This window comes from Terrabacter sp. BE26, assembly GCF_041941675.1.
Classification (GTDB): domain Bacteria; phylum Actinomycetota; class Actinomycetes; order Actinomycetales; family Dermatophilaceae; genus Terrabacter.
The window spans coordinates 1003618-1029353 of record NZ_CP090122.1 but is presented as its reverse complement, the minus strand read 5'-3'; the positions used below and the strand labels follow the sequence as shown (position 1 = coordinate 1029353).

20 protein-coding genes and 1 riboswitch are annotated in these 25736 nt (G+C 71.9%); of the genes, 11 read left to right on the top strand and 9 right to left on the bottom strand.

From position 1 onward, the window contains the following. The first annotated feature begins 90 nt into the window (after positions 1-90). Entirely contained in the window at positions 91-1656 is a 1566-nt protein-coding gene (locus LQK93_RS04815; protein ID WP_374970416.1) for a CHAD domain-containing protein, read from the top strand. 121 nt (positions 1657-1777) lie between these two features. Here LQK93_RS04815 and LQK93_RS04810 read toward each other — a convergent pair whose 3' ends face one another. From LQK93_RS04810 to LQK93_RS04800, 3 genes are all read right to left on the bottom strand, one after another. After that, on the bottom strand, positions 1778-2368 hold the full coding sequence (locus LQK93_RS04810) for a peroxidase-related enzyme (protein WP_374970415.1): 591 nt from the start codon (positions 2366-2368) through the stop codon (positions 1778-1780). Positions 2369-2454: 86 nt separating this feature from the next. Further along, positions 2455-3663 carry a phosphoglycerate dehydrogenase gene (gene serA / locus LQK93_RS04805; RefSeq protein WP_374970414.1) on the bottom strand — a complete coding sequence of 403 codons (1209 nt, stop codon included), beginning with the start codon at positions 3661-3663 and terminating at the stop codon, positions 2455-2457. 207 nt (positions 3664-3870) lie between these two features. Continuing rightward, on the bottom strand, positions 3871-4566 hold the full coding sequence (locus tag LQK93_RS04800) for a GntR family transcriptional regulator (protein ID WP_374970413.1): 696 nt from the start codon (positions 4564-4566) through the stop codon (positions 3871-3873). Between LQK93_RS04800 and LQK93_RS04795 the strand changes: the two genes are divergently transcribed. The 6 genes from LQK93_RS04795 (at position 4565) to LQK93_RS04770 (ending at position 15376) form a co-directional block, all read left to right on the top strand. Further along, on the top strand, positions 4565-7423 hold the full coding sequence (locus tag LQK93_RS04795; RefSeq protein WP_374970412.1) for an FAD-binding and (Fe-S)-binding domain-containing protein: 2859 nt from the start codon (positions 4565-4567) through the stop codon (positions 7421-7423). The two genes, LQK93_RS04800 and LQK93_RS04795, sit on opposite strands and share 2 nt — an antisense overlap. 57 nt (positions 7424-7480) lie before the next feature. Beyond that, entirely contained in the window at positions 7481-8512 is a 1032-nt protein-coding gene (locus tag LQK93_RS04790) for a DMT family transporter (protein WP_374970411.1), read from the top strand. Between the two features lie 340 nt (positions 8513-8852). Continuing rightward, positions 8853-9081: riboswitch (cobalamin riboswitch) on the top strand. Between the two features lie 155 nt (positions 9082-9236). Continuing rightward, a complete protein-coding gene (locus tag LQK93_RS04785) occupies positions 9237-11909 on the top strand; it encodes a ribonucleoside-diphosphate reductase subunit alpha (RefSeq protein ID WP_374970410.1) in 2673 nt (890 codons plus the stop codon). Then, entirely contained in the window at positions 11906-12904 is a 999-nt protein-coding gene (locus LQK93_RS04780) for a ribonucleotide-diphosphate reductase subunit beta (RefSeq protein ID WP_374970409.1), read from the top strand. The genes LQK93_RS04785 and LQK93_RS04780 overlap by 4 nt, the downstream gene beginning before the upstream one ends. Positions 12905-13116: 212 nt before the next feature. Then, the gene (locus tag LQK93_RS04775) at positions 13117-14781 is read left to right on the top strand and encodes a fatty acid--CoA ligase (RefSeq protein ID WP_374970408.1); all 1665 of its coding nucleotides are present in this window, start codon (positions 13117-13119) and stop codon (positions 14779-14781) included. 217 nt (positions 14782-14998) lie between these two features. Next, complete coding sequence (locus tag LQK93_RS04770) at positions 14999-15376, top strand: hypothetical protein (RefSeq protein WP_374970407.1); 378 nt, start codon at positions 14999-15001, stop codon at positions 15374-15376. A 34-nt stretch (positions 15377-15410) separates the two neighbouring features. Here LQK93_RS04770 and LQK93_RS04765 read toward each other — a convergent pair whose 3' ends face one another. Together LQK93_RS04765 and LQK93_RS04760 are read right to left on the bottom strand one after the other, a co-directional pair. Continuing rightward, the gene (locus tag LQK93_RS04765; protein WP_374970406.1) at positions 15411-17333 is read right to left on the bottom strand and encodes a CheR family methyltransferase; all 1923 of its coding nucleotides are present in this window, start codon (positions 17331-17333) and stop codon (positions 15411-15413) included. Then, complete coding sequence (locus LQK93_RS04760; protein ID WP_374970405.1) at positions 17326-17541, bottom strand: hypothetical protein; 216 nt, start codon at positions 17539-17541, stop codon at positions 17326-17328. Before LQK93_RS04760 ends, LQK93_RS04765 begins: the two co-directional genes overlap by 8 nt. Before the next feature lie 418 nt (positions 17542-17959). Between LQK93_RS04760 and LQK93_RS04755 the strand changes: the two genes are divergently transcribed. Next, positions 17960-18481 carry a hypothetical protein gene (locus LQK93_RS04755; protein ID WP_374970404.1) on the top strand — a complete coding sequence of 174 codons (522 nt, stop codon included), beginning with the start codon at positions 17960-17962 and terminating at the stop codon, positions 18479-18481. A 6-nt stretch (positions 18482-18487) separates the two neighbouring features. Beyond that, positions 18488-19192 carry an ANTAR domain-containing protein gene (locus LQK93_RS04750; RefSeq protein ID WP_374970403.1) on the top strand — a complete coding sequence of 235 codons (705 nt, stop codon included), beginning with the start codon at positions 18488-18490 and terminating at the stop codon, positions 19190-19192. 72 nt (positions 19193-19264) lie between these two features. Here LQK93_RS04750 and LQK93_RS04745 read toward each other — a convergent pair whose 3' ends face one another. Beyond that, a complete protein-coding gene (locus LQK93_RS04745; RefSeq protein ID WP_374970402.1) occupies positions 19265-19423 on the bottom strand; it encodes a hypothetical protein in 159 nt (52 codons plus the stop codon). Between the two features lie 453 nt (positions 19424-19876). Here LQK93_RS04745 and LQK93_RS04740 point away from each other — a divergent pair, with 453 nt between their 5' ends. Beyond that, positions 19877-20962, top strand: coding sequence for a hypothetical protein (locus LQK93_RS04740; RefSeq protein ID WP_374970401.1), 1086 nt, complete (start codon positions 19877-19879; stop codon positions 20960-20962). A gap of 18 nt (positions 20963-20980) precedes the next feature. Here the strand turns inward: LQK93_RS04740 and LQK93_RS04735 are convergent, their stop codons facing one another. Together LQK93_RS04735 and LQK93_RS04730 are read right to left on the bottom strand one after the other, a co-directional pair. Further along, positions 20981-21670 carry a GIN domain-containing protein gene (locus tag LQK93_RS04735; RefSeq protein WP_374970400.1) on the bottom strand — a complete coding sequence of 230 codons (690 nt, stop codon included), beginning with the start codon at positions 21668-21670 and terminating at the stop codon, positions 20981-20983. A gap of 119 nt (positions 21671-21789) precedes the next feature. After that, the gene (locus LQK93_RS04730; RefSeq protein WP_374970399.1) at positions 21790-22530 is read right to left on the bottom strand and encodes a DUF4118 domain-containing protein; all 741 of its coding nucleotides are present in this window, start codon (positions 22528-22530) and stop codon (positions 21790-21792) included. A gap of 131 nt (positions 22531-22661) precedes the next feature. Between LQK93_RS04730 and LQK93_RS04725 the strand changes: the two genes are divergently transcribed. Further along, entirely contained in the window at positions 22662-24563 is a 1902-nt protein-coding gene (locus LQK93_RS04725) for a potassium transporter Kup (protein ID WP_374970398.1), read from the top strand. A gap of 126 nt (positions 24564-24689) precedes the next feature. Here the strand turns inward: LQK93_RS04725 and LQK93_RS04720 are convergent, their stop codons facing one another. Further along, positions 24690-25727 (bottom strand): zinc-binding dehydrogenase, encoded by a 1038-nt coding sequence (locus tag LQK93_RS04720; protein ID WP_374970397.1) that lies wholly within the window; start codon positions 25725-25727, stop codon positions 24690-24692. Positions 25728-25736: the final 9 nt, after the last annotated feature.

The window sequence follows — 25736 nt, the reverse complement described above, 5'->3', positions numbered from 1 at the left end:
GGGCTGGTGGTTCCGTGTCCGGGAGGCGACCGGTCGACGTGCTACCAGCAGACCGCCCCACGGATGCGTGTGATGCGCGAGGATCAGGACATGGGTTCCCACGCCGAGACGGAGCGGAAGTACGACGTCGACGCTGCCACCGTGTTCCCCAACCTCGCGGAGACGGACGGCGTCGCATCGGTGGGCCAGCCCAACGCGTTCCACCTCGAGGCCGTGTACTTCGACACCGCCGACCTCGACCTGGCCCGGAGCGGCGTGACCCTCCGCCGTCGCACGGGCGGCAAGGATGCGGGCTGGCACCTCAAGCTCCCGGCGGGCGGGGACACCCGCACCGAGCTCGGCGAGCCGCTGGGCGACGACGAGCGGGCCGTGCCCGAGAGCTTCCGGGCTCGGGTGCACGCCCTCTCGCGCGGGCGGGAGCTGCGACCGGTGGCCATCGTGACGACCGAACGTCGTGAGTACGCCCTCACCGATGCCGCGGGCTGCGTCCTCGCGCTCGTCTCGGACGACACCGTGCAGGGGCAGTACCTCGACGGCGACGAGCCGGAGCTCGCGTGGCGCGAGTGGGAGGTCGAGCTGGCCGATGGCTCACCGGAGCTGCTGGACGTCGTCGAGGAACGGCTCCTGGCTGCCGGCGCATCCCCGGCTGCGGTCGGGTCGAAGCTGGCGCGCGTCGTCGGCGTCGCGCCGGCGGCGCTCTCGAAGGCCGGGACGACCACCACTCCGGAGACCGGCAGGGCCAAGCGCAAGGGCAAGGGCAAGGGCAAGGTCGAGACCACCGTCCGGGAGCTGCTGTCGTCGCAGCTCGCGCAGCACCTGGCCCGGCTGCTGGAGCAGGACGCCGGCGTCCGCGCCGACCAGACCGAAGCGGTGCACCGGGTGCGCATCGCGGCCCGGCGGCTCCGGTCGGCGCTGACCACCTTCCGGCCCCTGCTCGACACCTCGGTCACCGACCCCGTGCGGGAGGAGCTGCGCTGGGTGGGAGAGGAGTTCGCGGTCGCCAGGGACGCCCAGGTGCTGCGGGAGCACCTCGGCGAGGTCCTCGCCCACGAGCCGGCGGAGCTCGTGGTCGGTCCCGTGAGCACCCGCCTCGACGAGGAGCTCGGCAAGGCCTACGAGTCGGGCAAGGAGGAGGCCCGGCGAGCGCTGGACAGCGAGCGCTACGTACGGCTCCTCGACACGATCGAGGGGCTCATCTCCGCACCGCCGCTGCAGGGTCACGGCGACCGGCCCGCCCGGAAGGTGCTGCCCGGACTGCTGGCACGAGACGTGAAGCGCCTGGGGCGTGCGGTCCGGGAGATCGAGGCGGCTGCAGACCCGGGCAGCCGCGACCTGGCCGTCCACGAGGCGCGCAAGAAGGCCAAGCGCCTGAGGTATGCCGCGGAGTCGGCCACCCCGGTCCTGGGCAAGCGCGCCAAGTCCCTCGGCGCGGACACCAAGAAGATCCAGGAGACGCTCGGGATCCACCAGGACACGGTCGTCGCCCGTCGACGACTGCGCGAGTTCGCCGTGCAGGCGTACCTCGACGGGCAGAACGCCTTCACCTTCGGCCGCCTGCACGGCCTCGAGCAGGCGCGTGCCGAACGCGCCGAGCGCGACTTCGAGACGCTGTGGGCCGGCTTCGGCAAGAAGCAGCTCCGCCGCTGGGCGCCTTAGCAACCGCGAGGACGTCGGGGGTCCGAGCCGGCCCGCGACCTGCTCGCCATCGCCAGGCGGTGACGCTCGGACCGCCGGTCACGTCGCCAGCCGGGCGCCGGGGCGGGCCGTATGCCGTCCCTCAGGCGGGCGCAGCGGGGCGCCCGACGAGCATCGACGCCAGCAGCGCCGGCGAGAACTCCGCCGCCGTCTGCGCATCGAGCTGGGCGCCCAGGCCGTCGAGCACCCGGGTGAAGAACGAGCGCGCCGCCGCGGCGTAGACGACGTCGGCGACGTCCCGGTCGGTGAGGCCGGCCGCACGCAGCGCGTCGACGTCCGACTGCTCCACCGACGACGCGTCGGTGGCCACCTTGGCGGCGAACGCGTACACCAGCCGGTCCTGCTCGTTCAGCGTCGTGCCGTCCGGCTCGCGGCTGATGGCCTCCAGGCTGGCCTCGTCGCCACAGGCGTCGCGCAGGAACTTCGAGTGCGCAGCGGTGCAGTAGGTCGAGCGGAGCGCTCGGGCTGCGGCGATGGTGGCCAGCTCGAAGCGCCGACGGTCCATCCCGCCGCGGATGGTGCCGTTGAGCGCTGCCCAGGCGCGGGCCACGTCGGGGCGTGCCGAGAACGCGGCGGCGTAGTTGGGCAGGAAGCCCCACGCCTCACGTTGCTGGCTGTAGTACTCGGCGAGCTCGCCCTCCGCTGCGTCCTCGGGGACGGTCTCGATGAACATGTCCCCAGTGTGGACCGAGCCGCAGCGCGACGTCATGGTTCTCGTCGTGCTGCGGCTCGGGGACGGCGGTGACGGCGAGCGGCTGCTCAGGCCGGCTGGCCGTACCACGCCTCGAGGTGCACGGCCTCGGCGACGTGGCGCAGTGACGCGAGGGTCTCTGTCGACAGCGGCACGTCGGTGTCGGTGACGACGTAGCCGTGCTGGCCGCGGGTCGCCAGCGACTGGCCGACGATGTTGGCTCCGGCCGCGGCAAGGGTGTTGTTGATGGCGGCGAGCACCCCGGGGACGTTACGATGCAGCAGCGCCACCCGGAAGCCCCCCTCGGGGGGCGCGGGCGCCACGTCGGGGAGGTTGACCGACAGCGCCGTCGCGCCGTGAAGGATGTAGCCGATCAGCTTGGTCGCGACGAACGTGCCGATCTCCTCCTGGGCCTCCTCGGTGGAGCCTCCGACGTGCGGGGTGAGGATGACGTTGTCGAGGCCGCGCAGCGGCGACTCGAAGAGGTCGCCCTGCGCCTTCGGCTCGATCGGGAACACGTCGATCGCGGCGCCCGAGAGGTGGCCGCTGAGGATGTGCTCGCGCAGCGCGACGTCATCGACCACCATGCCGCGCGAGGCGTTGATGAACACCGATCCGCGCTTCATCTTCGCGAACTGCTCGGCGCCGAAGAGCCCCGCGTTGCCGGGGCGGCCGTCGACGTGGAGGGTGACGACGTCGGACACCTCGAGCAGCTCGTCCAGGGAACCCATGCGCTGCGCGTTGCCGTGCGCGAGGCGGTCTGCGGTGTCGTAGAAGGCGACGCGCATACCGATGGCCTCGGCCACGTTGGACAGCTGGGTGCCGATGTTGCCGTAGCCGACGATGCCCAGGGTCCGGCCGCGGGTCTCGTAGCTGCCCTTGGCGGACTTGTCCCAGATCCCGTCGTGCATGCGCTGGGTCTTCTCGGGGAGGCGACGGGCGAGCGCGAGGATCTCGCCGATGACGAGCTCGACGACGCTGCGCGTGTTGGAGAACGGGGCGTTGAAGACGGCGACGCCGCGCTCGGTCGCGTGGCCCAGGTCGACCTGGTTGGTGCCGATGCAGAAGCAGCCGATGACGCGCAGGTCGGGGGCGGCGTCCAGGACGGCGCGGGTGACCTTGGTGTTGGACCGGATCCCGACCACGGAGACACCGGCGAGGGCCTGCACGAGGTCGGCCTCGCTCAGCGATCCCGGCCGGACCTCGACGTCGAAGCCGTGGCGGCGGAACGCCTCCGCAGCGACGGGGTGGACGTTCTCCAGCAGGAGTACCTTCACGCTTCTCTCCTTGGGGCCGTCCCTGTGCGGGCGGTCCTGCTCGTTGGTGTGTCGTTGGTTTCTCGGTGGAGCTGCCGGTCTCAGGGTGCCCCAGCCGGCGGCGGCCGCGCGTGGTCGTGCAGGGGTTGAGACGGCTGGCAGTTGTGGTCGGGCGGTTGTGGTCGGGCGGTTGTGGTGGTCCGGGTGGAGGCGTGCCGGGCGCTGCCGTCAGGGGTCGGCGGACGAGGAGACCCGGCCAGGGTCGGCGAGGCTCCGGGCGAGCAGCCGCCCGGTGCGCTCGAGGTGGTCGCGCATGGCCCGCTCCGCCGCGTCGCCGTCGCGGCCCAGGATCGCGGAGACGATCGGCTCGTGCTCGTCGCGGATCTGCGCGAGCGTGCGCCCGGCGGTGGTGGTCGGCGGCCCGAGCAGCGCCGTGGTGGCCCGGAGCCGCTCGATGATGGTGGCCGCCCGCCGGTTGCCCCCGGCGTGCATGAGCCGGTCGTGCACGGCGTGGTCGGCGACCCAGAACCGCTCCTCGTCACTCGTCGCGGCACACATGGCCGCGAAGGCCTCCCGGATCTCGTCCCTCTCGGCGTCGCCGGCGAGCTGCGCGGCGCGCCGGGCGGCGGTCGGCTCGAGGGCCAGACGCAGGTCGAAGATCTCCTCGATGTCGTGCGCCTGCGGTGGGAGCACCCGGAAGCCCCGGTTGCGGTCGATCCGGACGAGTCCCGCCTCGGCGAGGCGCAGGAGGGCCTCGCGCACCGGGCTGCGCGAGACGCCCAGCAGGTCCGCAAGCTGGTACACGGAGTAGGTCTGGTCCGGGACGAGCTCACCCGCGGCGATGCCCGAGCGGACGGCGCCGACGACGGCCTCCGCCAGGGACGGTGCTCCGGCGGGGAGCGCGAGCTGGACCATGAGTAACATGTTACCCATGGTGGACGAGGCGGACGTGGTGGGGGCGCTGGAGCGCGCCGGGCTCGAGGTGCGCGCCGACGCGGGCACCCGCAGCATGTACGCGTCCGACGCGTCGCTCTACCGCATCCCCCCGCTCGCCGTGGTCCGCCCGCGGCACGTCGACGACGTGGCAGCCACCCTGGCCGTCTCCCGCGAGACCGGCGTGCCGGTCACCTCTCGCGGAGCGGGCACGTCGGTGGCCGGCAACGCCGTCGGGCGCGGCGTCGTCCTCGACTTCTCCCGGCACCTGAACCGCGTCCTGTCGGTCGACCCCGAGTCGCGGACGGCGGTGGTGGAGCCGGGAACCGTCCACGCCGTGCTGCAGAGGGCAGCCGCGCCACACGGCATACGCTTCGGCCCCGACCCGTCGACGCACCCGCGCTGCACGATCGGCGGGATGATCGGCAACAACGCGTGCGGGTCCCGGTCGCTCGCCTACGGCCGCACCTCCGACAACGTCGCGGGGCTCGACCTGCTCACGGCGGCCGGGCAGACGCTCACCACCGGCTACGACGAGGGCGGTATGCCGTTCGCCCACGGTGCCGACGACGTCGTCTCGGGCGTCCGGACGGTCATGTCGCGGCACCTCGCGACCGCACGCACCGAGTTCGACCGATTCGGCCGGCAGGTCTCCGGCTACGCCGCCCACCACCTGCTGCCGGAGCGGTTCGACCTCACGCAGGCGCTCGTCGGCTCGGAGGGGACGCTCGGGGTGATCACCCGGGCCACCGTGAGGCTCGTCGTCGACGCCTCGGTGCGGGTCGTCGTCGTGCTCGGCTTCCCCGACATCGTCGCCGCCGGGCAGGCCGCGCCCGCCGTCGTGGCCCACGGCCCGACGTCGTGCGAGGGCCTGGACTCCCGGCTCATCGACGTGCTGCGCGCCCGCCGGGGACCCGACGCGATCCCGCCGCTGCCTCGCGGGCGGGCCTGGCTGTTCGTCGAGTTCGCCGGTGAGGACCTGGCCGAGGTCGCCTCCCGTGCCCTCGAGCTGGCGGGGGCGGGGGTTGCCGACGACGCCGTCGTCGTCGAGGACCCGGCCGTCCAGGCCCGGCTGTGGCGCATCCGCGAGGACGGCGCCGGCCTCGCCGGGCGAGCTCCGTCGGGCAAGCCGGCGTGGCCCGGTTGGGAGGACGCTGCGGTGCCGCCGGCCCGTCTGGGGGAGTACCTCGCCGCCTTCGACGAGCTCGTGGGCTCCTATGGCATGACGTCGGCGCCGTTCGGCCACTTCGGCGACGGGTGCATGCACGTGCGGCTGGACTTCCCGCTGGACCGGCCCGACGGTACGACGGTCATGCGGGAGTTCCTGACCGAGTCGGCCCGTCTCGTAGGCGGATTCGGGGGGTCGTTGTCCGGTGAGCACGGTGACGGGCGGGCCCGCTCCGAGCTGCTGCCGCACATGTACTCCGAGGACGCCATCTCCCTCTTCGGCGGGATCAAGCACGCCTTCGACCCGGGCAACCTGCTCAACCCCGGCGTGCTCGTCGACCCCGACCCCGTCGACGCGGACGTGCGGCCGGCCGGGCACTTCCCGGTCCGGAACCTGGCGATGGCCTATCCGCACGACGGCGGCGACCTCGCCCAGGCCGTGCACCGCTGCACCGGGGTCGGCAAGTGCCGCGCCGACAACTCGGCGGCCGGCGGGGTCATGTGCCCGTCCTACCTGGCGACCCGCGAGGAGAAGGACTCGACTCGGGGCCGCGCCCGGGTGCTGCAGGACGTCGTGCGAGGTGAGCTGCCGTGGTCACACCCGTCGGTCCACGACGCCCTGGACCTGTGCCTGTCGTGCAAGGGCTGCGCGTCGGACTGCCCCACGGGCATCGACATGGCGACCTACAAGTCCGAGGTCCTGCACCAGACCTATCGGCGCCGCCTCCGCCCCCGCTCGCACTACACGCTGGGCAGGCTGCCGATGTGGGCGCGCCTCGCCGGTCGGCTGCCGAGGGTGGCCAACCGGGCGCTGACGCTGCCCGTCGTCGGCCCGACGGCCCTGTGGCTGGCGGGGGTCGACCGGCGCCGCTCCATCCCGGCGTTCCCCGACCGGCCCTTCAGGCGGACCTTCGCGCCACGCCGCTCCGACCTGAGACCCGTCGTGCTCTTCGCCGACTCGTTCTCGGACTCCTTCTCGCCCGAGGTCGCCGAGGCGACGGTCCGGGTGCTGCGCGACGCCGGCTACGAGCCGCGCCTGCCCAGTGGGTCGGTGTGCTGCGGGCTCACCTGGATCACCACGGGCCAGCTCGACTCCGCCAAGGAGATCCTGCGACGCACGGTGTCGGCACTCGCGCCCGACGCGAGGGCAGGCCTCCCGATCGTGGGCATCGAGCCGTCGTGCACCGCCGTGCTCCGCTCGGACGTCCACGAGCTGCTGCCCGGCGACGAGGACGCGGCCCTGGTGTCCTCCCGGGTGCGCACCCTCTCCGAGCTGCTCGCCGAGACTCCCGGTTGGGAAGCCCCCGACCTCAGCGGGACGCAGGTCATCGCGCAGCCGCACTGCCACCACCACGCCGTCCTCGGCTGGAAGGCGGACGCCGACCTGCTCGCCGCCACCGGTGCCAGTGTCACCACCCTCGCCGGCTGCTGCGGGCTGGCGGGCAACTTCGGCGTCGAGACCGGCCACTACGAGGTGTCGCTCGCCGTCGCCGACCAGCACCTGCTGCCTGCCGTCGACGCCGCTCCCGACGCCGTCGTGCTGGCCGACGGGTTCTCCTGCCGCACGCAGGTCGCCGACCTCCGGGGACGGCACGCGGTGCACCTCGCCCAGCTGCTCGACCCCGTCGGGCGTCTCGGCCCGCAGGTCGAGGCAGCCGTCGGTGCACCGACTCGAGGGTGAGGGCCTCGGCAGGAAGATGCCGGACGTCGTGTCGGTGGCCGGGGCTAGGGTTTGCCCGTGCCTGAACGCGTGATCCCCGGACCCGCCGAGAGCGTGGTCCGACCCCCGGCTGTCGCTCCAGCCACGGCCCAGGGGCCGACGTCGTCGACCCGGCGTCCCAGCCTCCCGTGGCAGGCGAAGTTCGGTGCGCTCGCCCTCATCTGGGGCTCGAGCTTCCTGCTCATGAAGTATGCGCTGCACTGGTTCGCGCCCATCCAGATCGCGACGGGGCGCATCCTCTTCGGCGCCGTCACGGTGACGCTGCTGCTGCACGTCGTCGGTGGGCGCTTGCCGCGCTCGCGCCGGGTCTGGGCGCACCTGCTCGTCGTCGGGCTGCTCCTGGCCTCCCTGCCCTTCACCCTCTTCCCTTTGGGGGAGGAGCGTGTGGCCTCGGCCCTGGCCGGGATCGGCAATGCCACGACGCCGATGGTGACCGTGCTGGCCACCGCGGCGATGCTGCCGGCGGAGCGGCTGCCGGGCCGCAAGATCGTCGCGGTCGGCGTCGGCTTCCTCGGCGTCCTGGTCATCGCGCAGCCGTGGCAGGCCTCCGGTCGACCGGACCTGGTCGGCTTCGGTTTCACCCTCGTGGCCGGCGCCTCCTACGGCATCGGCTGGACGTGGGTGCGCACGCACCTCGCCAAGGAGGACCTCGGGGGGCTCCAGCTCCCGGCGGCCCTGCTGGTCGTCGCGTCCGCCGAGATGCTGGTCGTCCTCCTCGCCTGGTGGGCCCTGCACCGCAGCGCCTTCGCGGCGCCGTGGTCGTCGGTGACCGGTGCGACCGGTGGCTGGGCCCAGCCGGTGCTGTCCCTGCTGGCGCTCGGGGTCCTCGGCACCGGCGTGGCCTACCTGCTGCAGTTCGACGTCGTGCGGGCGGTCGGCCAGCAGGTCGGGTCGCTCGTCACCTACGTGATCCCCATCGTGTCGGTCGTGCTGGGCTACCTCCTGCTGGGCGAGCGGCTCGGCGTGTGGCAGCTCGTCGGGGCCGCTCTGGTCCTCGGCGCCGCCGTCTTCGTCGCCGGCCCCAACCGGCGGGCGAGCCGGCCTGCGTAGCATTCGTCGTCCCAGCAGTCCGGCGGTGCGCCCCGCGGACCTCGAGCCGTCCCCGGAGGTGTCCGTCGCGCTCCGCGAGCAGATCGCCGAGCGGTACTTCCCGGAGTGGTCGATGGGCTTCCGGGCCCTGACCCGCGAGGAGTCGCAGTCCATGCCCGGCTTCAGCGACCACCTCGAGAGCCGGGCGACGGCGCGCGAGCCCGGCGGCCCTCGCGCCGAGGTGTTCCACCGCGCCTTCCGCATGTTCCTTCCCCAGCGACCCGTCCCGGCGACACTAGCGCGCGCCCGCGTCCGACACGCGCAAGATGTGGGGTCCGCGGACTGTCGAGGCACTAGGGATAGTGTCGGTCCCGCAGCTGGTTCGGCGCCCCAGCCAGGGGCGTCGTCGCAAGAGGGAACCCGGTGAGAGTCCGGGACTGCCCCGCAGCGGTGAGTGGGAACGACCGTCGTCATGAGCACTGGGCCCTGGGCCTGGGAAGCGGCGACCAGTAGGAGACGGACCGTCCGAGCGTTTCGGCCGGTGTGCACGCCCACGAGTCCGAAGACCTGCCAGCGCACCGCGTGAGACCTCACGCGGTGGTCCGGCAGGCCCCGAGGGAGGGCTCGTGGACAACGGCTGAACGACACGTCCGTGGCTCCCCGCGAGCCACCTCGCGGACAGCCGTGGTTCCTCGCAGCTCCTCCCGTCTGGCGGACCGTTCGCCCACGCTGCGAGGAGACAGCCGTGAACACGCAACTGCACGACATGACCGACCGGGCCGGAAGCGCCCGGCCCACGCCCACCGCATACGCCTCCGAGCCCTTCGTCGAGCCCTTCGTCGAGCTCTCAGCCACGCCCGCCACCGCGCCGTCGCGGCTGTCGGTGACCAAGCGCGACGGCTCGCGCGAGCCCTTCGCCGCCGACCGGATCAACCGGGCCGTCGAGCGTGCCACCGAGGGCCTGCCCAACGCCGTCGGTCTGACCGTCCAGATCGCCTCGGAGCTGGCGATCACCCTCTTCGACGGCATCACCACGGAGCAGCTCGACGAGGCCGCCATCCAGGTCGCGGTCCAGAACGTCAAGGACGACCCGGCGTTCGACCGCATCGCGGCCCGCCTGCTGCTCAAGACCGTCTACAAGCGGGTGCTCGGCGCCTACGAGACGCCGCGCGAGCTGAACCTCCTGCACCGGGCCCGCTTCCCCGGCTACGTCCGCGACGCCGCGGAGGCCGGGCTGCTCGACCAGCGCCTCGCCGGCGGCTTCGACCTCGAGCGCCTGGCCGACGAGCTCGACCCGGAGCACGACGAGCTGCTCACCTACATCGGCGTCGTGACCATGCGCAACCGCTACCTGCTGAGCGGCCCGGGCGGCTGGGACGTCGAGGTGCCCCAGTACTTCTGGATGCGCGTCGCGATGGGACTGTCCCTCAACGAGGAGGATGCGACAGCCTCGGCGATCCGCTTCTACCGCGCCATGGCGCGCCTGGAGTATCTGCCGGCCGGCTCGACGCTGGTCAACGCCGGCACCCCGCGGCCGCAGCTGTCCAACTGCTTCGTCATGCAGATGGAGGACGACATCGAGCACATCGCCAAGAGCGTGCGCGACGTCATGTGGATCACCAAGGGAACCGGCGGCATCGGCCTGTCGGTGACGAAGCTGCGCGCCGAGGGCTCACCGATCCGGAGCAACAACACCACCTCGACCGGGCCGGTCCCCTTCATGCACACCATCGACTCCACGCTGCGGGCGATCTCCCGCGGCGGCAAGAAGTTCGGCGCACTGTGCTTCTACATGGAGAACTGGCACCTGGACTTCCCGCAGTTCCTCGACCTCCGGCAGCAGGCCGGTGACCCCTACCGGCGCACCCGCACGGCCAACACCGCGGTCTGGATCTCCGACGAGTTCATGCGCCGGGTCGAGCGCGACGAGACGTGGTACCTCTTCGACCCGCTCGAGGCGCCCGACCTCGTCGAGCTGACCGGCGCCGCCTTCAGCCGGCGCTACGCGGAGTACGTGCAGCTCGCCGAGCAGGGGCGTCTGCGGACCTTCCGCACGGTCCGTGCCCGCGAGCAGCTCACCGCCATCCTCGTCGCCCTGCAGACGGCGTCACACCCGTGGCTGACGTGGAAGGACACCATCAACCTGCGGGCGCTCAACGGCAACACCGGCACGATCCACCTGTCGAACCTCTGCACGGAGATCACGCTCCCGCAGGACCGGGACAACACGGCCGTCTGCAACCTCGCCTCGGTCAACCTCGCCCGGCACCTTCGCACCGGCGCGCTCCCGCGCGCGGGGGAGGCGCCCGACCTCGACGCGGTCATCGACTGGCCGCGGCTGGAGGCGACCGTCCGCACGGCCGTGCGCCAGCTCGACAACCTCATCGACATCACCGTGTCCTCGGTCGCGGAGTCGGAGCGGTCCAACGAGGACAACCGGGCCATCGGCCTGGGCATGATGGGCTTCACCGACCTCGTCGAGCGACTGGGGATCACGTACGGCGGCGAGGCCTCCCTCGAGCTGGTCGACCGCCTCACCGAGTTCATCAGCCACACGGCCATCGACGAGAGCGCGGAGCTCGCCCGCACCCGGGGGAGCTACCCCAACTTCGCGGGGTCGGGATGGTCGCGCGGACGTGTTCCCCTCGACACGATCGACGACCTGGAGGCCGACCGCGGCGTCCCCGTCGACGTGGACCGGTCCTCACGGCTCGACTGGGACGCCTTGCGCGAGAAGGTCGCCGGCGGCATACGCAATGCGACGCTCATGGCCGTCGCACCCACGGCCTCGATCGGGCTCGTCGCCGGCACGACCCCGGGCCTCGACCCGCAGTTCTCCCAGCTGTTCAGCCGCACGACGAGCTCCGGCAAGTTCCTCGAGGTGAACCGCAACCTCGTGGCGATGCTCAAGCGGCTCGGGCTCTGGAAGCAGGTGCGTGAGGAGCTGCTGCGCTCGCAGGGGGACGTGCAGTCGATCGAGGCCATCCCGGCGGACGTGCGGGAGGCGTACCGCACGTCGTTCCAGCTGTCGCCGTACGCCTTCCTCCACGTCGCCGCCCGCGCGCAGAAGTGGGTCGACCAGGCGATCAGCCGGAACATGTACCTCGAGACGCGCGACCTCGCCGAGATGGCGCAGATCTACACGGCCGCCTGGCGCATGGGCGTCAAGACCACCTACTACCTGCACGTCAAGCCGCGCCACACCGCCGAGCAGTCGACGGTGCGGGTCAACAAGGCTACCGCCGCGGGACGCGCGGGGGCGGGCTTCGGCTTCGCCCGAGCCACCCCGAGCACGCAGTCGTCGAAGTCGTCTCAGGTGCCGCCGGTGCCGCTGGTGCCTGTGGTGCCGGTCGGGGGCGAGGCGATCGCCTGCCCCACCGACCCGCAGGAGCGACTGGACTGCGAGGCCTGCCAGTGAGCGACCGCACCGCAACCGGCATCCTGGGCACCGGCCTCTCGGAAGGCCTGCTGCTCAAGCCGATCCGCTACCCGTGGGCGTACGAGCTATACGAGCAGGCCGTCGCCAACACGTGGTTCCCGCACGAGGTCCAGCTCGGCGAGGACCTGGCCGACTTCGCCCGGATGACCGACGAGGAGAAGCACGCCGTCACGTTCCTGATGAGCTACTTCAACCCCAACGAGCTGCTCGTCAACAAGGCACTCGCGTTCGGTGTCTACCCGTACGTGAACGCACCGGAGGCGCACCTCTACCTCGCCAAGCAGATGTGGGAGGAGGCCAACCACTGCGTGGCCTTCGAGTACGTGCTCGAGACGTTTCCCATCGACCGGCAGTCCGCGTATGCCGCCCACGTCGACACCCCGTCGATGGCCGCCAAGGAGGCGTTCGAGGTGCGCTACCTCGGGCGCATGACCGAGCGGACGCTGGACATCACCACGCTCGAGGGCAAGCGCGACTTCGTGCGCAACCTCGTCGCGTACAACGTCATCCTCGAGGGCATCTGGTTCTACAGCGGCTTCATGGTCGCGCTGAGCTTCCGGCAGCGGAACCTGCTGCGCAACTTCGGCTCCCTCGTCGACTGGGTCGTGCGCGACGAGAGCCTGCACCTCAAGTTCGGGATCAACCTGGTCCTCACGGTCCTCGAGGAGAACCCGGAGCTCCAGACGGCCGAGTTCGCCGACGAGATCCGCGGGATGATCCTCGACGCCGTCGAGCTCGAAGAGCGCTACAACCACGACCTGCTGCCGGGCGGGATCCTGGGGCTCAACGCGACCTACCTCAACACCTACGTGCGCTACCTCGCCGACCGTCGCCTGGAGGAGCTCGGGTTCGAGGCGCACTACGGCGTCAGCAACCCGGCCAAGTGGATGGCGGCGGCCAACGACACGCTCGAGCTCGTCAACTTCTTCGAGGCGACGAACACCAGCTACGAAGTGGGCGCCCGCACCCGCTGAGCGCGGCGGGAGGGCCCGGGTCGAAGACGGCGTACGCGTGGAGCCCCACGCGTACGCCGGCTCGGCCCCGCGACGTGCCACGAACGCGGGCACGGACGCAAACGTGGCGAGCAGGCGCTCGGGCGACCCGCATACGCAAGGGGAAGCGGCGACGCGCAAAACGCCGCCGCGAACGGGGTGCGTCCCCGGCGCGCGGATGGCACCCTCAGGACATGAAGAGCACCATGCAGACCTCGCCTCTGCTCATCTCGTCGCTCCTGCGTTTCGGCACCACGATGCACGGCGACAGCGAGGTCGTCACGTGGACACCCGACGGCGGTCGTCGGACCTGCTACCGCGAGCTCGGCCGGCAGGCGGCACAGCTCGCCCACGCGCTGCGCGGGCTCGGCGTCACCGGGGACCAGCGCGTCGGCACGTTCATGTGGAACAACGCCGAGCACCTGATGGCCTATCTCGCGGTGCCGTCGATGGGGGCCGTGCTGCACGCGCTCAACATCCGTCTCTTCCCGGAACAGCTCGTCTACGTCGCCCGGCACGGCGGCAGCCAGGTCGTGATCGTCGACAACTCACTCGCAGAGGCGTTCTCACGGCTGCTGCCACACCTCACGGACGTCAGGCACGTCATCCTCAACGGGTCCGTCGACGAGGCGACCACCAGCGCGCTCGCGGAGCACGCCGAGGGCGTCCACGACCTCGCGACCCTCATCGCGGACGAGCCGACCAGCTTCGACTGGCCCGAGGACCTGTCCGAGGACGACGCGTCGTCGATGTGCTACACCTCCGGCACGACGGGCCACCCCAAGGGCGTCGTCTACTCCCACCGGAGCAACTACCTCCACGCGATGGGCGTCTCCGCGTCGCTCGGGATCACGCAGGCCGACCGGTTCCTCATCGTCGTGCCGCTCTTCCACGCCAACGCGTGGGGCTACCCCTACAGCGCGATGGTCACCGGGGCCACCCTCGTGATGCCCGACCGGTACCTGCAGGCCGAGCCGCTCGCCGCCATGATCGCCGCCGAGGGAGTAACCGGAGGTGCCGGGGTGCCGACGATCTGGAACGACCTGCTCCACTACCTCGACGACCACGAGACGGACGTCTCGGCGTGCCGGATGCTCATGGTGGGCGGCTCGGCCGCACCGCCGGCCCTGATCCGGGCCTTCTCCGACCGCCACGGGATCGACATCGTCCACGGCTGGGGGATGACCGAGACGTCGCCGGTCGCGTCGCTGGCGGTCCCACCGGCGCGCGTCGAGCCCGGATCCGAGGAGTTCTGGCGGTACAAGGCCTCGCAGGGCCGCATCCTCTGCGGTGTCGAGGCACGGCTCGTCGGGCCGGACGGCGACGTGGTTCCCTGCGACGGCGAGGCCGTCGGCGAGGTCGAGGTCCGCGGTCCGTGGATCACCGCTTCCTACTACTCCAACGGCACCGAGCCGCAGGCGGAGCTCGACGAGATGGCGGCGAAGTTCGACGACGGCTGGCTCCGGACCGGCGACGTCGGCCGCCTCTCGGCCGACGGCTACCTCGAGCTGACCGACCGGGCCAAGGACGTCATCAAGTCCGGCGGCGAGTGGATCAGCTCGGTCGACCTCGAGAACGCCATCATGGCCCACCCCGACGTGCTCGAGGCCTCCGTCGTCGGGGTGCCCGACGAGAAGTGGGGCGAGCGCCCGCTCGCCTCCGTCGTGCTGCGGCCCGACGCCGGCGTGACGGTGGAGGGGCTCCGCGAGTTCCTCGAGGGCAGGGTCGCCCACTGGCAGGTGCCGGAGCGGTGGGCCCTCATCGACGAGGTCCCCAAGACGAGCGTCGGCAAGTTCGACAAGAAGGTGCTCCGCAGTCGGTATGCCGCAGGGGAGCTCGAGGTGCAGACGGCGGGCTGACCCCGCCACCGGCGTCACCCGCGGTCCACGCCTGCTGCGCAAGGTGAGCCAGGACATGCACCGCAAGCTGCGGGAGGTGGCAGACGAGGTGGCCTTCTCCGGCGAGCTGCCACTGCGGGACAGCGCGGACGAGCAGGGGCGAACGGTTCGGTGAGAGGTCCGCAGGCGCGTACTCCGAGGCACGGTGTGGCCGCCCGCTGAGCGTTAGGGTGAGGCGATGGAGGTGACTCCGCGAGCCGCGGCCGACGCGGCGGGTGAGCGCGCCCAGCAGCTTGCACGCCGGTGGGACGAGCTGCTGTCAGGCGCTCGGTCCAGCGGTGACGACGTGCTCGAGGCGGCGCGCTCGGCCGAGTGGTCGGCCAGGCGCGCTCGCGCCGCGCGAACGCGGTCGGTGCTGGCGCACGAGCGCGCAGCGGCGGCGCACGACCGGACTGCCGCAGCCCTGGAGCGGCAGGCGCCGCGCACGGAGGAGCCGCGCAGGAGCATCCTGCTCAACGACGCGGCCGCCAATCGGCGCGCGGCTCGCGTGGATCGGCTCGCCGCCGAGCAGGAGCGGGGGCGCTCGACGGACGAGCCTCAGCCGGACGCCTCCTGACGGCGCGGTCGCCGTAGAGGCCACTCGGCCTCGGTCACCCGCTGGGTCGCTCGCGCTGGGTCACCCGCGCTGGGTCACCCGCGCTGGGTCGCGGCTTCGCCGTCCATGACCAGCAGGATGCCGGTCGACTCCTCCCGGGAAAGCAGGGGCGCCACCGTGACGCTGAGGCGCACCGGCCGACCGCGCCGGTTGATCGCATCCACGGTGATCTGCCGCGTCGTGGATGGATGGCCCAGTGCGGCGCGCAGCAGGGCGCGATGGCGTCGGTGGGCAGGCCGCAGTCGAGGCCGAGCAGGTGCGACCCGACGGCCTCGTCGGAGCGCACGCCCCACAGGTCCTGAGCGTTCCTGTTCCAGACCTGCACCGTGAAGTTCCGGTCGAGGACGATCACGGCCGACCTCATGCTGCCGAGGATCGAGTCCATGAAGTCGTTGAGGTCGGCCAGCTGTCCACTGCGTTCGCGCAGCTCCTCGTTGGCGCCCTGGAGCTCGTCGTTCATCGACTGCAGCTCCTCGTTCATGGTCTCGAGCTCCTCGTTGGTCGACTGGAGCTCCTCGTTCGTGGTCCTGAGCTCCTCGACGGTGGACTGGAGCTCCTCGTTCGTGGTCTCGAGCTCCTCGTTGGTCGACTGGAGCTCCTCGGAGGCCGCCTGCAGCTGCTTCGTCGTCTGCTCGAGCTCGCGGTGCACCTGCTGGTAGCGCGTCACGTCGCTGAAGGTCACGAGAGTGCCGGCATAGCCCTCCCCGAGGTCGACGAGGGGCACGAGGTCGATGTCGACGTATGGCGGCGGGCTCTGGTGCGTCCAGCGGACGCCGCGGAGGCGACGCGGCTGACGGCTCTTGCGCGACTCCTGCAGGGCCGGGCGCAGCTCGATCGGCCGGAACGACAGGTCGAGGTCGAGGAACCGCCGCCCGACGTCGGTCTCGCCCAGCTTGGTGAGCTCCTTGGCCGACTCGTTGATCATGGCCAGGGTGCCGTGGGCGTCGATGACCAGCTGGGCCTGCGGCGCAGCGGCGAAGGCGTCGGTGCGCAGGCTCCGCAGCGGATCTGCCACCGCGAACCGCATGGCGGGGGCGGGAGGTCGCGGGACGAGCTGGGGGTCGACCGCGGCGAGCGTGCCTCGCCGGAACAGGCGTCGCTTGATGTCGATCGGGACGAACGTGTCGGTGTGGTCGAGCAGCATCTCGGCCTTGCCCAGCAGCAGCGTGCCGGAGGGCTTCAGGGCGAACGCCAGTCGCGACAGGATCCGTGACTGGGTCTCGGCGTTGAAGTACATCAGGGTGTTGCGGCAGGTGAGCAGGTCGATGCGCGAGATCGGCGCGTCCGTGGTGAGGTAGTTGCGCCCGAAGATCACGCTGCGGCGCAGGTCCTGCCGGAAGACCCTGCCGTTCTGAGCCGGCTCGAAGTACTTCGAGCGCAGGTCGTCCGGGACGCTCTTCATCTCACGCTCGGTGTACGTGGCGGCCCGCGCGTAGCCGAGCGCGTCCTCGTCGATGTCGGTGGCATAGATCTTCACGCGGTCGCGGAACTGCTCGAGTCCCATGGCCTCCGTGAGCATCATGGCCAGGCTGTAGGCCTCCTGGCCGCTGGCGCACCCGGCGCTCCAGACGCGGATCTCGTGGTCTGAGCCCTCGAGCAGGCCCGGGACGATGTTGCTGCTGAGGTATTCCCAGGACTCACGGTCGCGGAAGAAGCTGGTGACGTTGACGAGGATCGTGTTGAAGAGGGGGACGAACTCGTCGGGGTTGACCTCGAGGTAGTCCTGGTAGGCGTCGTACGTGTCGAAGCCCACCGCACGCATCCGGTGGCGGACCCGGCGCACGAGGCTGGGGCGCTTGTAGCCGGTGAAGTCGAACCCGCGGCCCTCCTTCAGGTGGAGCAGAAGACGCTCGAACGCGGCCGAGTCGTCCTCGACAGAGGCTTTGTCCTCGGCGCTCCACTCGGTGGCTTCAGTCATCGACCAGCTCCACACTCGTCACCGGTCGCGACTCGAGCAGCTTGCGCACGCTGTTGGCGGCCTTCCGGGCCTCCGCTGCCTGGTCATGGAACCGAGCCTGGGACAGGGCGCTGCCGCGCGCGGCGGTCCGCTCGGCCAGCTGGGCGGCGCGGGCCGCCTTCTCCTCCAGGCTGCCCAGCGCCATCCACAGGGCGGTGTCCCGCTGCACCGACTTCTCCCCGAGCAGGGCCTTGGTCGTCCATGCACGGCCCGCGCGGCACCGGTACCGCGGGACGCCTCCTTCGTGGATCTCGAACAGCGTTCCCCCGCAGTCGACGACAGGAGAAACCGGCAGCGGCGGCTCCGTCGACGGAGTTCATGGCGTACTCCTCCAGCAGCGCGTGATCGGTTTCGACCTGGAGGACGGACGGCGCAGGCGCGCAGCGTCGACCCCACGGGCGGAGGCGCCGACGACGAGGACGTCACGTCGACTACAGGACGGGTCGGGGAACGTCATCACGCCCTCTCTGTCCGGGGCGGGTCCTCAGCTGCAGGACCGGCGTTGCTGCTCGTGACCAGCCTATGCCAGTGCCTGCTGGACTGCCGCACAAGGTGCTGCAGTCCGTCGCAGACGGCATAATGAAGGAATGGACCGGGGTGATCTCCGACCCAGAGCCTTCGAGGAGTCGGCGACAGCGGCCGAGTCCCGGGCCGCAGAGTGCCGACGGCGGGTGCGCGACCTGCAGGCCGCCGACGCGGTCATCGGCGGGCCGGCTGTGGCCCTCGCCCAGGACCGGTTGGCGCGTGCTCGCGCCAGGGCTGCGGCCGCCGAGCGTCGGCTCGCCGCAGCCGTGAGAAACCACGAGGCGTTGACCATGCTGCGTCAGGCGGGGTCGAGCGTCGAGCCGGTCCGCCCCGCACTGCCCGGGCTGCTCGCCGATGCTGCACCGACGACGCAGGCCGGCGCCCAGACCCTCGCCTGGCTCCGCAGCGGCGCGATCGACCCCGCTGACCTCTGGTGGGACTTCGTGTCGCTCGGTGGGAGAGCCGATTTCGTCGAGTTCGACGCCTACCTCAACGGAGCGTGGACGATGTCCGAACGTGATCGCACCGTCTTGGAGCAGGTCTGCTGGGAGTACGACAGCTTCGGCCGGCTGGGACAGCCCTGAGCAGTCATGCACGACCAGTCGATCCGCAGGGCTCAGCTGACGAAGGGCCCGCTGGCGGGCACGGGCGCCTGGCCAGCGGGGCTCGAGGGCGTCGCGGCCGCGCTGGAGGGACTCCTCACTGCGTCCGCGGGGCTCGGCGGGCGTCTGAGGCATCTCAGCCTCGTCCACCTCCACCTCGACGAGGCCGAGCCGCTCGTGACCACGAGCGCCCTCGCCCTGGCGATGACACGCGGGCAGCTCCGTACGCGCTGCGGACCGGTGTACGAGGCCGTGGAGACCGGTATGCCGGTCATCGTGGCCTCCGGGGAGAGGCCAAGCCGGTTCCCGCCGGCAGCGGCCTCGGCCGCCGAGCAGGAGCCGGCGTCGGAGCTGGCCGTGCCCGTGCGATCTCGCGGGCGACCGGCGGGCGCGCTCAGCGTCTACTGGACGGAGCTTGCCGACGTCGACCTCCCCGTGCTGACCATGGCCGAGGCGCTGGCGGCGCAGGCGGGCGACCTCATAGACCACCGGCGCCAGGTGATGAACCTGCAGGCTGCGATGCGCAGCAGGGAGCTGATCGGCCAGGCCTGCGGCGTCCTGATGAGCCGCTACCGGTTGACCGAGGAGCAGGCGATGCACGCCCTGCGGCTCGTGTCGCAGGAACGCAACGTCAAGCTCCGTGAGGTGTCGGCGGAGGTGGCGGAGTCCGGCACCCTCGTCGAGCTGGACTGACGAGCTGGACTGCCGGGCTGCCGTGACCCGGCCCGGAGACGACCGGGCCATGGGTTCGGCGTCGTGCCGGGCTCAGCCCGGTGACACCGTGGCGCCCACCCCCAGCACCTTGTCGACCTCCCCGACGTTCAGGTGGGTCCGGTAGGTGGAGACGGTGACGATCACCTCGGACAGGAGCGTGATCTCCTCGAGAAGTGTCGAGTCCACCATCTCGGCGCCGCCGCCGCACATGCTGGAAGGCCGGCTAGGAGACAGTCGGTGAGTGCAGTTGCCACCGCCGGGTGGTGGCATGCAGACCTGTTGCACCACTCGCACCGGAGCGGTGCCCTCGGGCTGTTCCATGGCTCTGACCAATGCGTGTGACATGGCCGGTGTCGCCCGTGGGTTACAAGTCGCCGGCAGTACCGAGGTTACGCCAGCAACCGAGTCGTGCGCGCCGGTCGGCACGTGAAACGCAGAAAGGTGCGACCGGTCCGCACCTGCAGGTCGCCCGATGCCCCCAGTCAGGTCCGCGCGCGATGCTCAGCGAGTCCATCGCCCACCGTCGCGGAGGGAGGTTCGCCTTCCGCGGGTGAGAGTCGATGGAACGACGATGACGGGCTGGTTACTGCCGCGTAACCCGCGGCCTGCACGGCTCGTTTCGCACGGTGTCGTCGCTGTGCCCTTCGAACGAATCGGGTCGCCATGTCTCGTCCTCGCCCCACCGTCCGCCCGTCCACGACGCTCGCCGTCTCGGTGCTCGCCCTCGCGGGCGGCCTGACTGTCGCGGCCTCACCCGCGGTCTCGGCCCTCACCCTTCCCTCGCCCATCTCGACCTCCACCCCGAGCGTCCCCACGGTCCCGGCCGTCCCGGGCACCGCCGGGGCGACCGGACTCCTGGGCCAGGTGACCGCTCCGTCGACGGTGGGCCGGACCGGCACCGGCTCGACGGCCTCGACGCGGTCAGGCTCGGCCACGGCGCTCCCCGGGCTTCCTCCCGTGCCCGCCGTGCCCGGCGCGTCTCTCGGCGCGGTGGGATCGGGAGTGAAGTCGGCCCTGTCCACGGTCCGGGCCAAGGCGTCCGGGTCGCCGGTCGCCCCCGTGGTTCCGGGTGCCGGGCCGGGAGGCGTGCTCAACCTGGCGGTCGACGCGTCACCGCTGGCGACGGCCTGCCTCCGGGCGACGGGCAGCGGCACCGCGGTGGCCGACACGACGGTCACCGTCGCCGGTCGCAACGTGAGCGCCCCGCTCGTGCAAGCCCTTCCGGGTCTGCTCGCAGCCTGCCCGGGCGGCTCCGTCCCGTCGACGAACGGCGTCGACGCCTCCGTGCCGGGGCTCGTCGGGGCCTGTGTTCGCGTGACCACGAAGGCCCCGCTGCACGCGAGCCTGCTGGTGCTCGACAAGGAGCTCGTCGCCACCCTGACCCGTTCGGGAGTCCCGCTGGGCCAGGTCGTCGTGCCCTGCCCCGCCGGCGCCGCCCACGTCGTCAAGCCGGGCCAGTCGGGCCGGCCCCGCCAGTCGGGCCAGCACGGTGCCACCGGAACGGCTGGACACCCGGCCGGCACGCACGCCTCGGCTCCCGGCGACGCGACCAGCCACGCCTCGGGCAAGACCGGCGCCTGCGCGCCCGGCACCTCGGACGGCACCTCGCTCGACGCCCGCGCCACGGCCGCCGGGCTCGCGCCGCGCGACGCCCAGCAGGCCCTGCCGTGGGTCCTGCTGGCCCTGGCCCTGGTCGGGCGTCGTCGCCTCGGCAGGATGGTGACCGTGCTGCGCAGCGCCCGGGGCTGAGGGCACGGGGCGGGGACCTCAGGAAAAGTTGACGAGTGCCCCGCCCGACGTCTCCACCGTCGAGCTCCCGGGCTTCCTGACCAGCGTCAGGACCACGCCGCCGGAGGCGGTTCCCGTGACCGAGCCGCTCGCGTCGACGGTGGCCACCACGCCCCCGCTGAGGTCGACCTTGGCGTCCGTCGTGCGGAGGTCGCCGAGCGCGGGGACCGCCCCACCGCTGGCCTGCAGGTTCAGCGCGTCGGCGGACCCGGACAGTGTCGCCCGGGCGCCCCCGGACATCCGCACGTCGACGGTGTCCGCCTTCCCGACACTGCCGCTCGCGCTCGCTCCACCGGACAGCTCGACGGCGGTCAGCCGGGGCACGGTGACCGTCACGACGATGCCGTCAGGGCTCATGAAGCCGCTCGACGTGTCGAGCGTGAGCCGTGCGCCCGTGACGTCGGTCCTCGTGATGTCCACGATGTTCGGTTGGGCGGTGACCACGACCTGCTTCGGCCCGGTCGCGAGCTCCACCTGGATCCCCCCTCCGGCCTGCACCTCGGTGAAGTCACCGACGGTGCGGGACTGCGAGACGACGTCGCCCGCCCCGACCTCGACGTGGCCGGGGGACCCGTAGCCGCAGGCGGCCAAGGCGGTCACCGCCAGGGCGAGGGCGAGGGCGACCGCGAGGGCGCGGACACGGACGATGGGGGATCTCGTCGAGCTCATGGTGGCCTCCGGGACCAGCATGTGTCGGTGGTCGCACCCGTCGGCAGGGCCCAACGTCCCGCCCGTTCGGCACTCCCTGCAGCGTGCGTATGCGGCGGGCCGGGTCGCGCGCCCGAGGCTCACGTCGCGCTGCTCAGCGCTCCCATACGATCCGCGAGGAGCATGGCCACACGGAGCTGCTCGCCGCTCGGGTGGACGACTCGGGTCGAGGTGACGACCCGGAAGTGGCCCACGAGCCGGTCTGCGGCGCGTACCGGAATGGCGGTGTACGACTCGGTCGGCAGGCCGAGACGCCGGACGTCGAGGACGGCCCCGGCCGCGCGTACCTCTCCGTCGGCGTCGACGACCGCGTCGTCCGCGGCGGGCGCGGCGGCCACCCACTCGGTGCGGTCGGCGCCGAGGACCTGGTTGACGGCCGCCGCGATCACCCGGCCGCGCTCGTGCTCGTCGGCCTCGGGCGGCAGGTCGAGCAGGTGCGCGAGGCCCTGCAGGTAGCCGTCACGCCGGAGGGCGGCCGCCTGCTGCCGACGGCCCCAGACCGCGATCTCCGTGACGGCGAGTCCGACCAGGACGAGGGTGACGGCGAGCTGGACGTCGTCCCGGTACGTGATGGCGAGCGAGTAGTAGGGGACCGTCAGGAAGAAGTCGAAGCTCGCGGTGGCCGACAGTGCGGCACCGACGCCCGCGACCCGATCGCCGGTCGCCGCGGCTGCGACGACGGCCAGGACCAGCACCATCGCGGCTGCCGCACTGCTCATGCTGTCGCGCACGAGCACCAGCGCGGCCCCGACGACCACGGGCAGGAGCACGGCGAGCCAGCGCACGGCGACGCGGTGCTCGGCCATCCAGCTCTGGGTCATGACTCCACACAACTCCCTCCGGGCGCCTTCCGCAGCGGTTCCGGACGATGTCGGTGGGGCCGGTGTGCCCACCGGTGCGCGGCCCTCCCGACTGTGCGAGGCACCGGCGGGGAGTGCAAGGATGACTCCTCGTGAAGAGCACCTCCAGGCAGCGGCCCCACGCGGGCCTCGCCGCCCTGACGGTCGGAGCGCTCGGCGTCGTCTTCGGCGACATCGGCACGTCGCCGCTCTATGCGCTGCAGACGGTCTTCTCGATCGACCACAACACGGTCGCAACGACACCGGGCGACGTCTTCGGCGTCATCTCGCTCGTGTTCTGGTCGGTGACGCTCGTCGTCTCGGTCAAGTACGTCGTCTTCATCCTGCGCGCCGACAACGACGGCGAGGGCGGCGTCATGGCGCTCGCGGCCCTGGCGCGCACGGCCGTCCGGCCGGGCGGCAGGCGCTTCGGGCTGGTGATGCTGCTCGGCGTGCTGGGTGCCTCCCTGTTCTACGGCGACAGCGTCATCACGCCGGCCATCTCCGTCATGTCGGCGATCGAGGGGCTGTCGGTCTCGACCCCCGGCGTCGAGCACCTCGTCGTGCCGATCGGGGCCGCGATCATCACGCTGCTCTTCGCCGGCCAACGGTTCGGCACCGAGCTCGTGGGGCGCTTCTTCGGTCCCGTCATGGCGCTCTGGTTCGCCGTGCTCGCCGTCCTCGGGGGAGTGCAGGTCGTCCGCGACCCGTCGGTGCTCGCCGGCCTGTCACCGCACTACGCGGTGCTCTTCGTCCTCGAGCACCCCGGGGTCGCCTTCGTGGCCATGGGTGCGGTCGTGCTCTCGATCACCGGCGCGGAGGCCCTCTACGCCGACATGGGCCACTTCGGCCGGGCCCCGATCCGGCGCGGCTGGTTCCTCGTGGTGTTCCCCGCGCTCACCCTGAACTACCTCGGCCAGGGCGCACTCATCCTCAAGGACCCGTCGACGGCCAAGAGCCCCTTCTTCCACCTGGCCCCCGCCTCCCTCGTCCTCCCGCTCGTCCTCCTGTCGACGCTCGCGACGATCATCGCCTCGCAGGCCGTGATCTCCGGCGCCTTCTCGGTGTCGCGCCAGGCCGAGCGCCTCGGCTACCTGCCGCGGCTCACCGTGCGGCAGACCTCGCGTCGCGAGCACGGGCAGATCTACGTCCCGGCCGTGAACTGGACGCTCTTCGTCGGCGTCATCGCCCTGCTGCTGCTGTTCCGCTCCTCCGAACGCCTCGCGACGGCATACGGCCTCGCGGTGACGGGCACCTTCCTCATCACGACGACCCTCTTCCTCATGTACGCCGAGGCGGCCTGGGGCTGGAGCCGCCGCCAACTGCTCCTGCTCGGCATCCCGCTGGGTGCCCTCGAGCTGACGTACTTCGCTGCCAACCTCACGAAGATCGTGCGCGGCGGCTGGCTGCCGCTGGTCATCGCCACGCTCGTCGCGACCGTGATGCTGACCTGGCAGCGGGGTCGCCAGCTCGTCACCGAGCGCCGGATCGAGCTGGAGGGACCGCTGGAGCCGTTCATCGACTGGCTGCACACCGACCCTGTCGACAAGGTCCCGGGCACCGCCGTGTTCCTGCACCCCGGCAAGCTCTCGACCCCGCTGGCGCTGCGCGAGAACGCGACGTTCAACCACGTCATCCACGAGCTCGTCCTCATCGTCAGCATCTCCTCCGAGAACGTGCCGTTCGTCGACGACTCCGAGCGCATCGAGCTGGACCACCTCGGCGACCCCTACGACGCGATCACACACCTGACGCTGCGCTTCGGCTTCCAGGAGGAGCAGGACGTGCCGCGTGCCCTGGCTCTCTGCCGGGACCAGGAGGTCGTCGACGTCGACCCCGACACGGCGTACTACTTCCTGTCCCGGATCTCCCTCGAGCGCGGGTCGGCGACCACCATGCCGTCGTGGCGCAAGCGGCTCTTCCTCGCGCTCGCGCACAATGCCGCCTCGCCGACGCACTACTTCAAGCTCCCCGAGGACCGGACCGTCACGATGGGCGCCACCGTCAGCATCTGAACCGCGGGCGTATGCCGTGTCGCCGCGTCCACGGCTCACCACCGTCCGCGCATCGACGTTGTCCGGGCCGACTCGGAACGCGACGGTCGCTGACGTCGCCGCGCACCCGACCCGAGCGACGGGAGCTCAGCGGAAGGGGTCGACGACGGTGATGCCCGCGACGGTGGCCCGGTCGAAGGTGGGGAGCAGGGCCGCGGCCTCCTCGAGGCCGATGGTGCGCTCGACCAGCCGTTGCGGCCGCAGCCGGCCCTCCTGGATGAGCTGCATCATGCCGGGGTAGTCGGCGGCGGCCATGCCGTGGCTGCCGAGCAGGTCGAGTTCCCAGGCGATGACTCGAGCCATCGGGACGCGCGGGTGCCCGTCGACGGGCGGCAGGAGACCGACCTGCACGTGCCGGCCGCGACGACGGAGGCTGAGGATCGCGTCCGCGCAGGTCCGCTCGCTGCCGACGGCGTCGACGGACACGTGGCTGCCTCCGCCGGTGAGCTCGGCCACCGCAGCCGGGACGTCGGTGCCATCGGCGAGCACCGTGTGGTCGGCCCCGAGGTCGGCTGCGGCCGCGAGCGCCTCGGGGTTGCGGTCCACCGCGACCACGCGTGCGTCGAGGGCCTTGGCGATCATCACGGAGCTGAGCCCCACACCGCCCGAGCCGACGACGGTCACCCACTCCCCGGCGGTGACCCGCGCGCGACCGACGAGGGCGCGGTAGGCGGTGGCGAACCGGCAGCCGAGGCTTGCCGCGGTGGCGAAGTCGACTTCCTCGGGGACGGCGACGAGGTTGGTGTCGGCGGCATGCAGGACGACCTGCTCGGCGAAGGAACCCCAGTGCGTGAAGCCGGGCTGCTCCTGGTCGGGGCAGACCTGCGCGTCGCCGGCGAGGCACCAGTCGCACGTCCCGCACCCGCAGACGAAGGGAACGGTCACCCAGTCGCCGACCGCCCAGCGGCGGACTCCCTCTCCGACGTCGGTGATGACGCCGGCGAGCTCGTGACCCGGCACATGGGGGAAGGCGATGTCGTCGTGGCCCGCCCAGGCGTGCCAGTCGCTGCGGCACAGGCCGGTCGCCATGACGCGGACGACCACCCCGGCCGGCGGCGCGGTGGGCGCCGGCACCTCGCGCACGTGCGGTTCGGTCCGGACGGCATCGACGACCACTGCTCGCATCCGGTGATC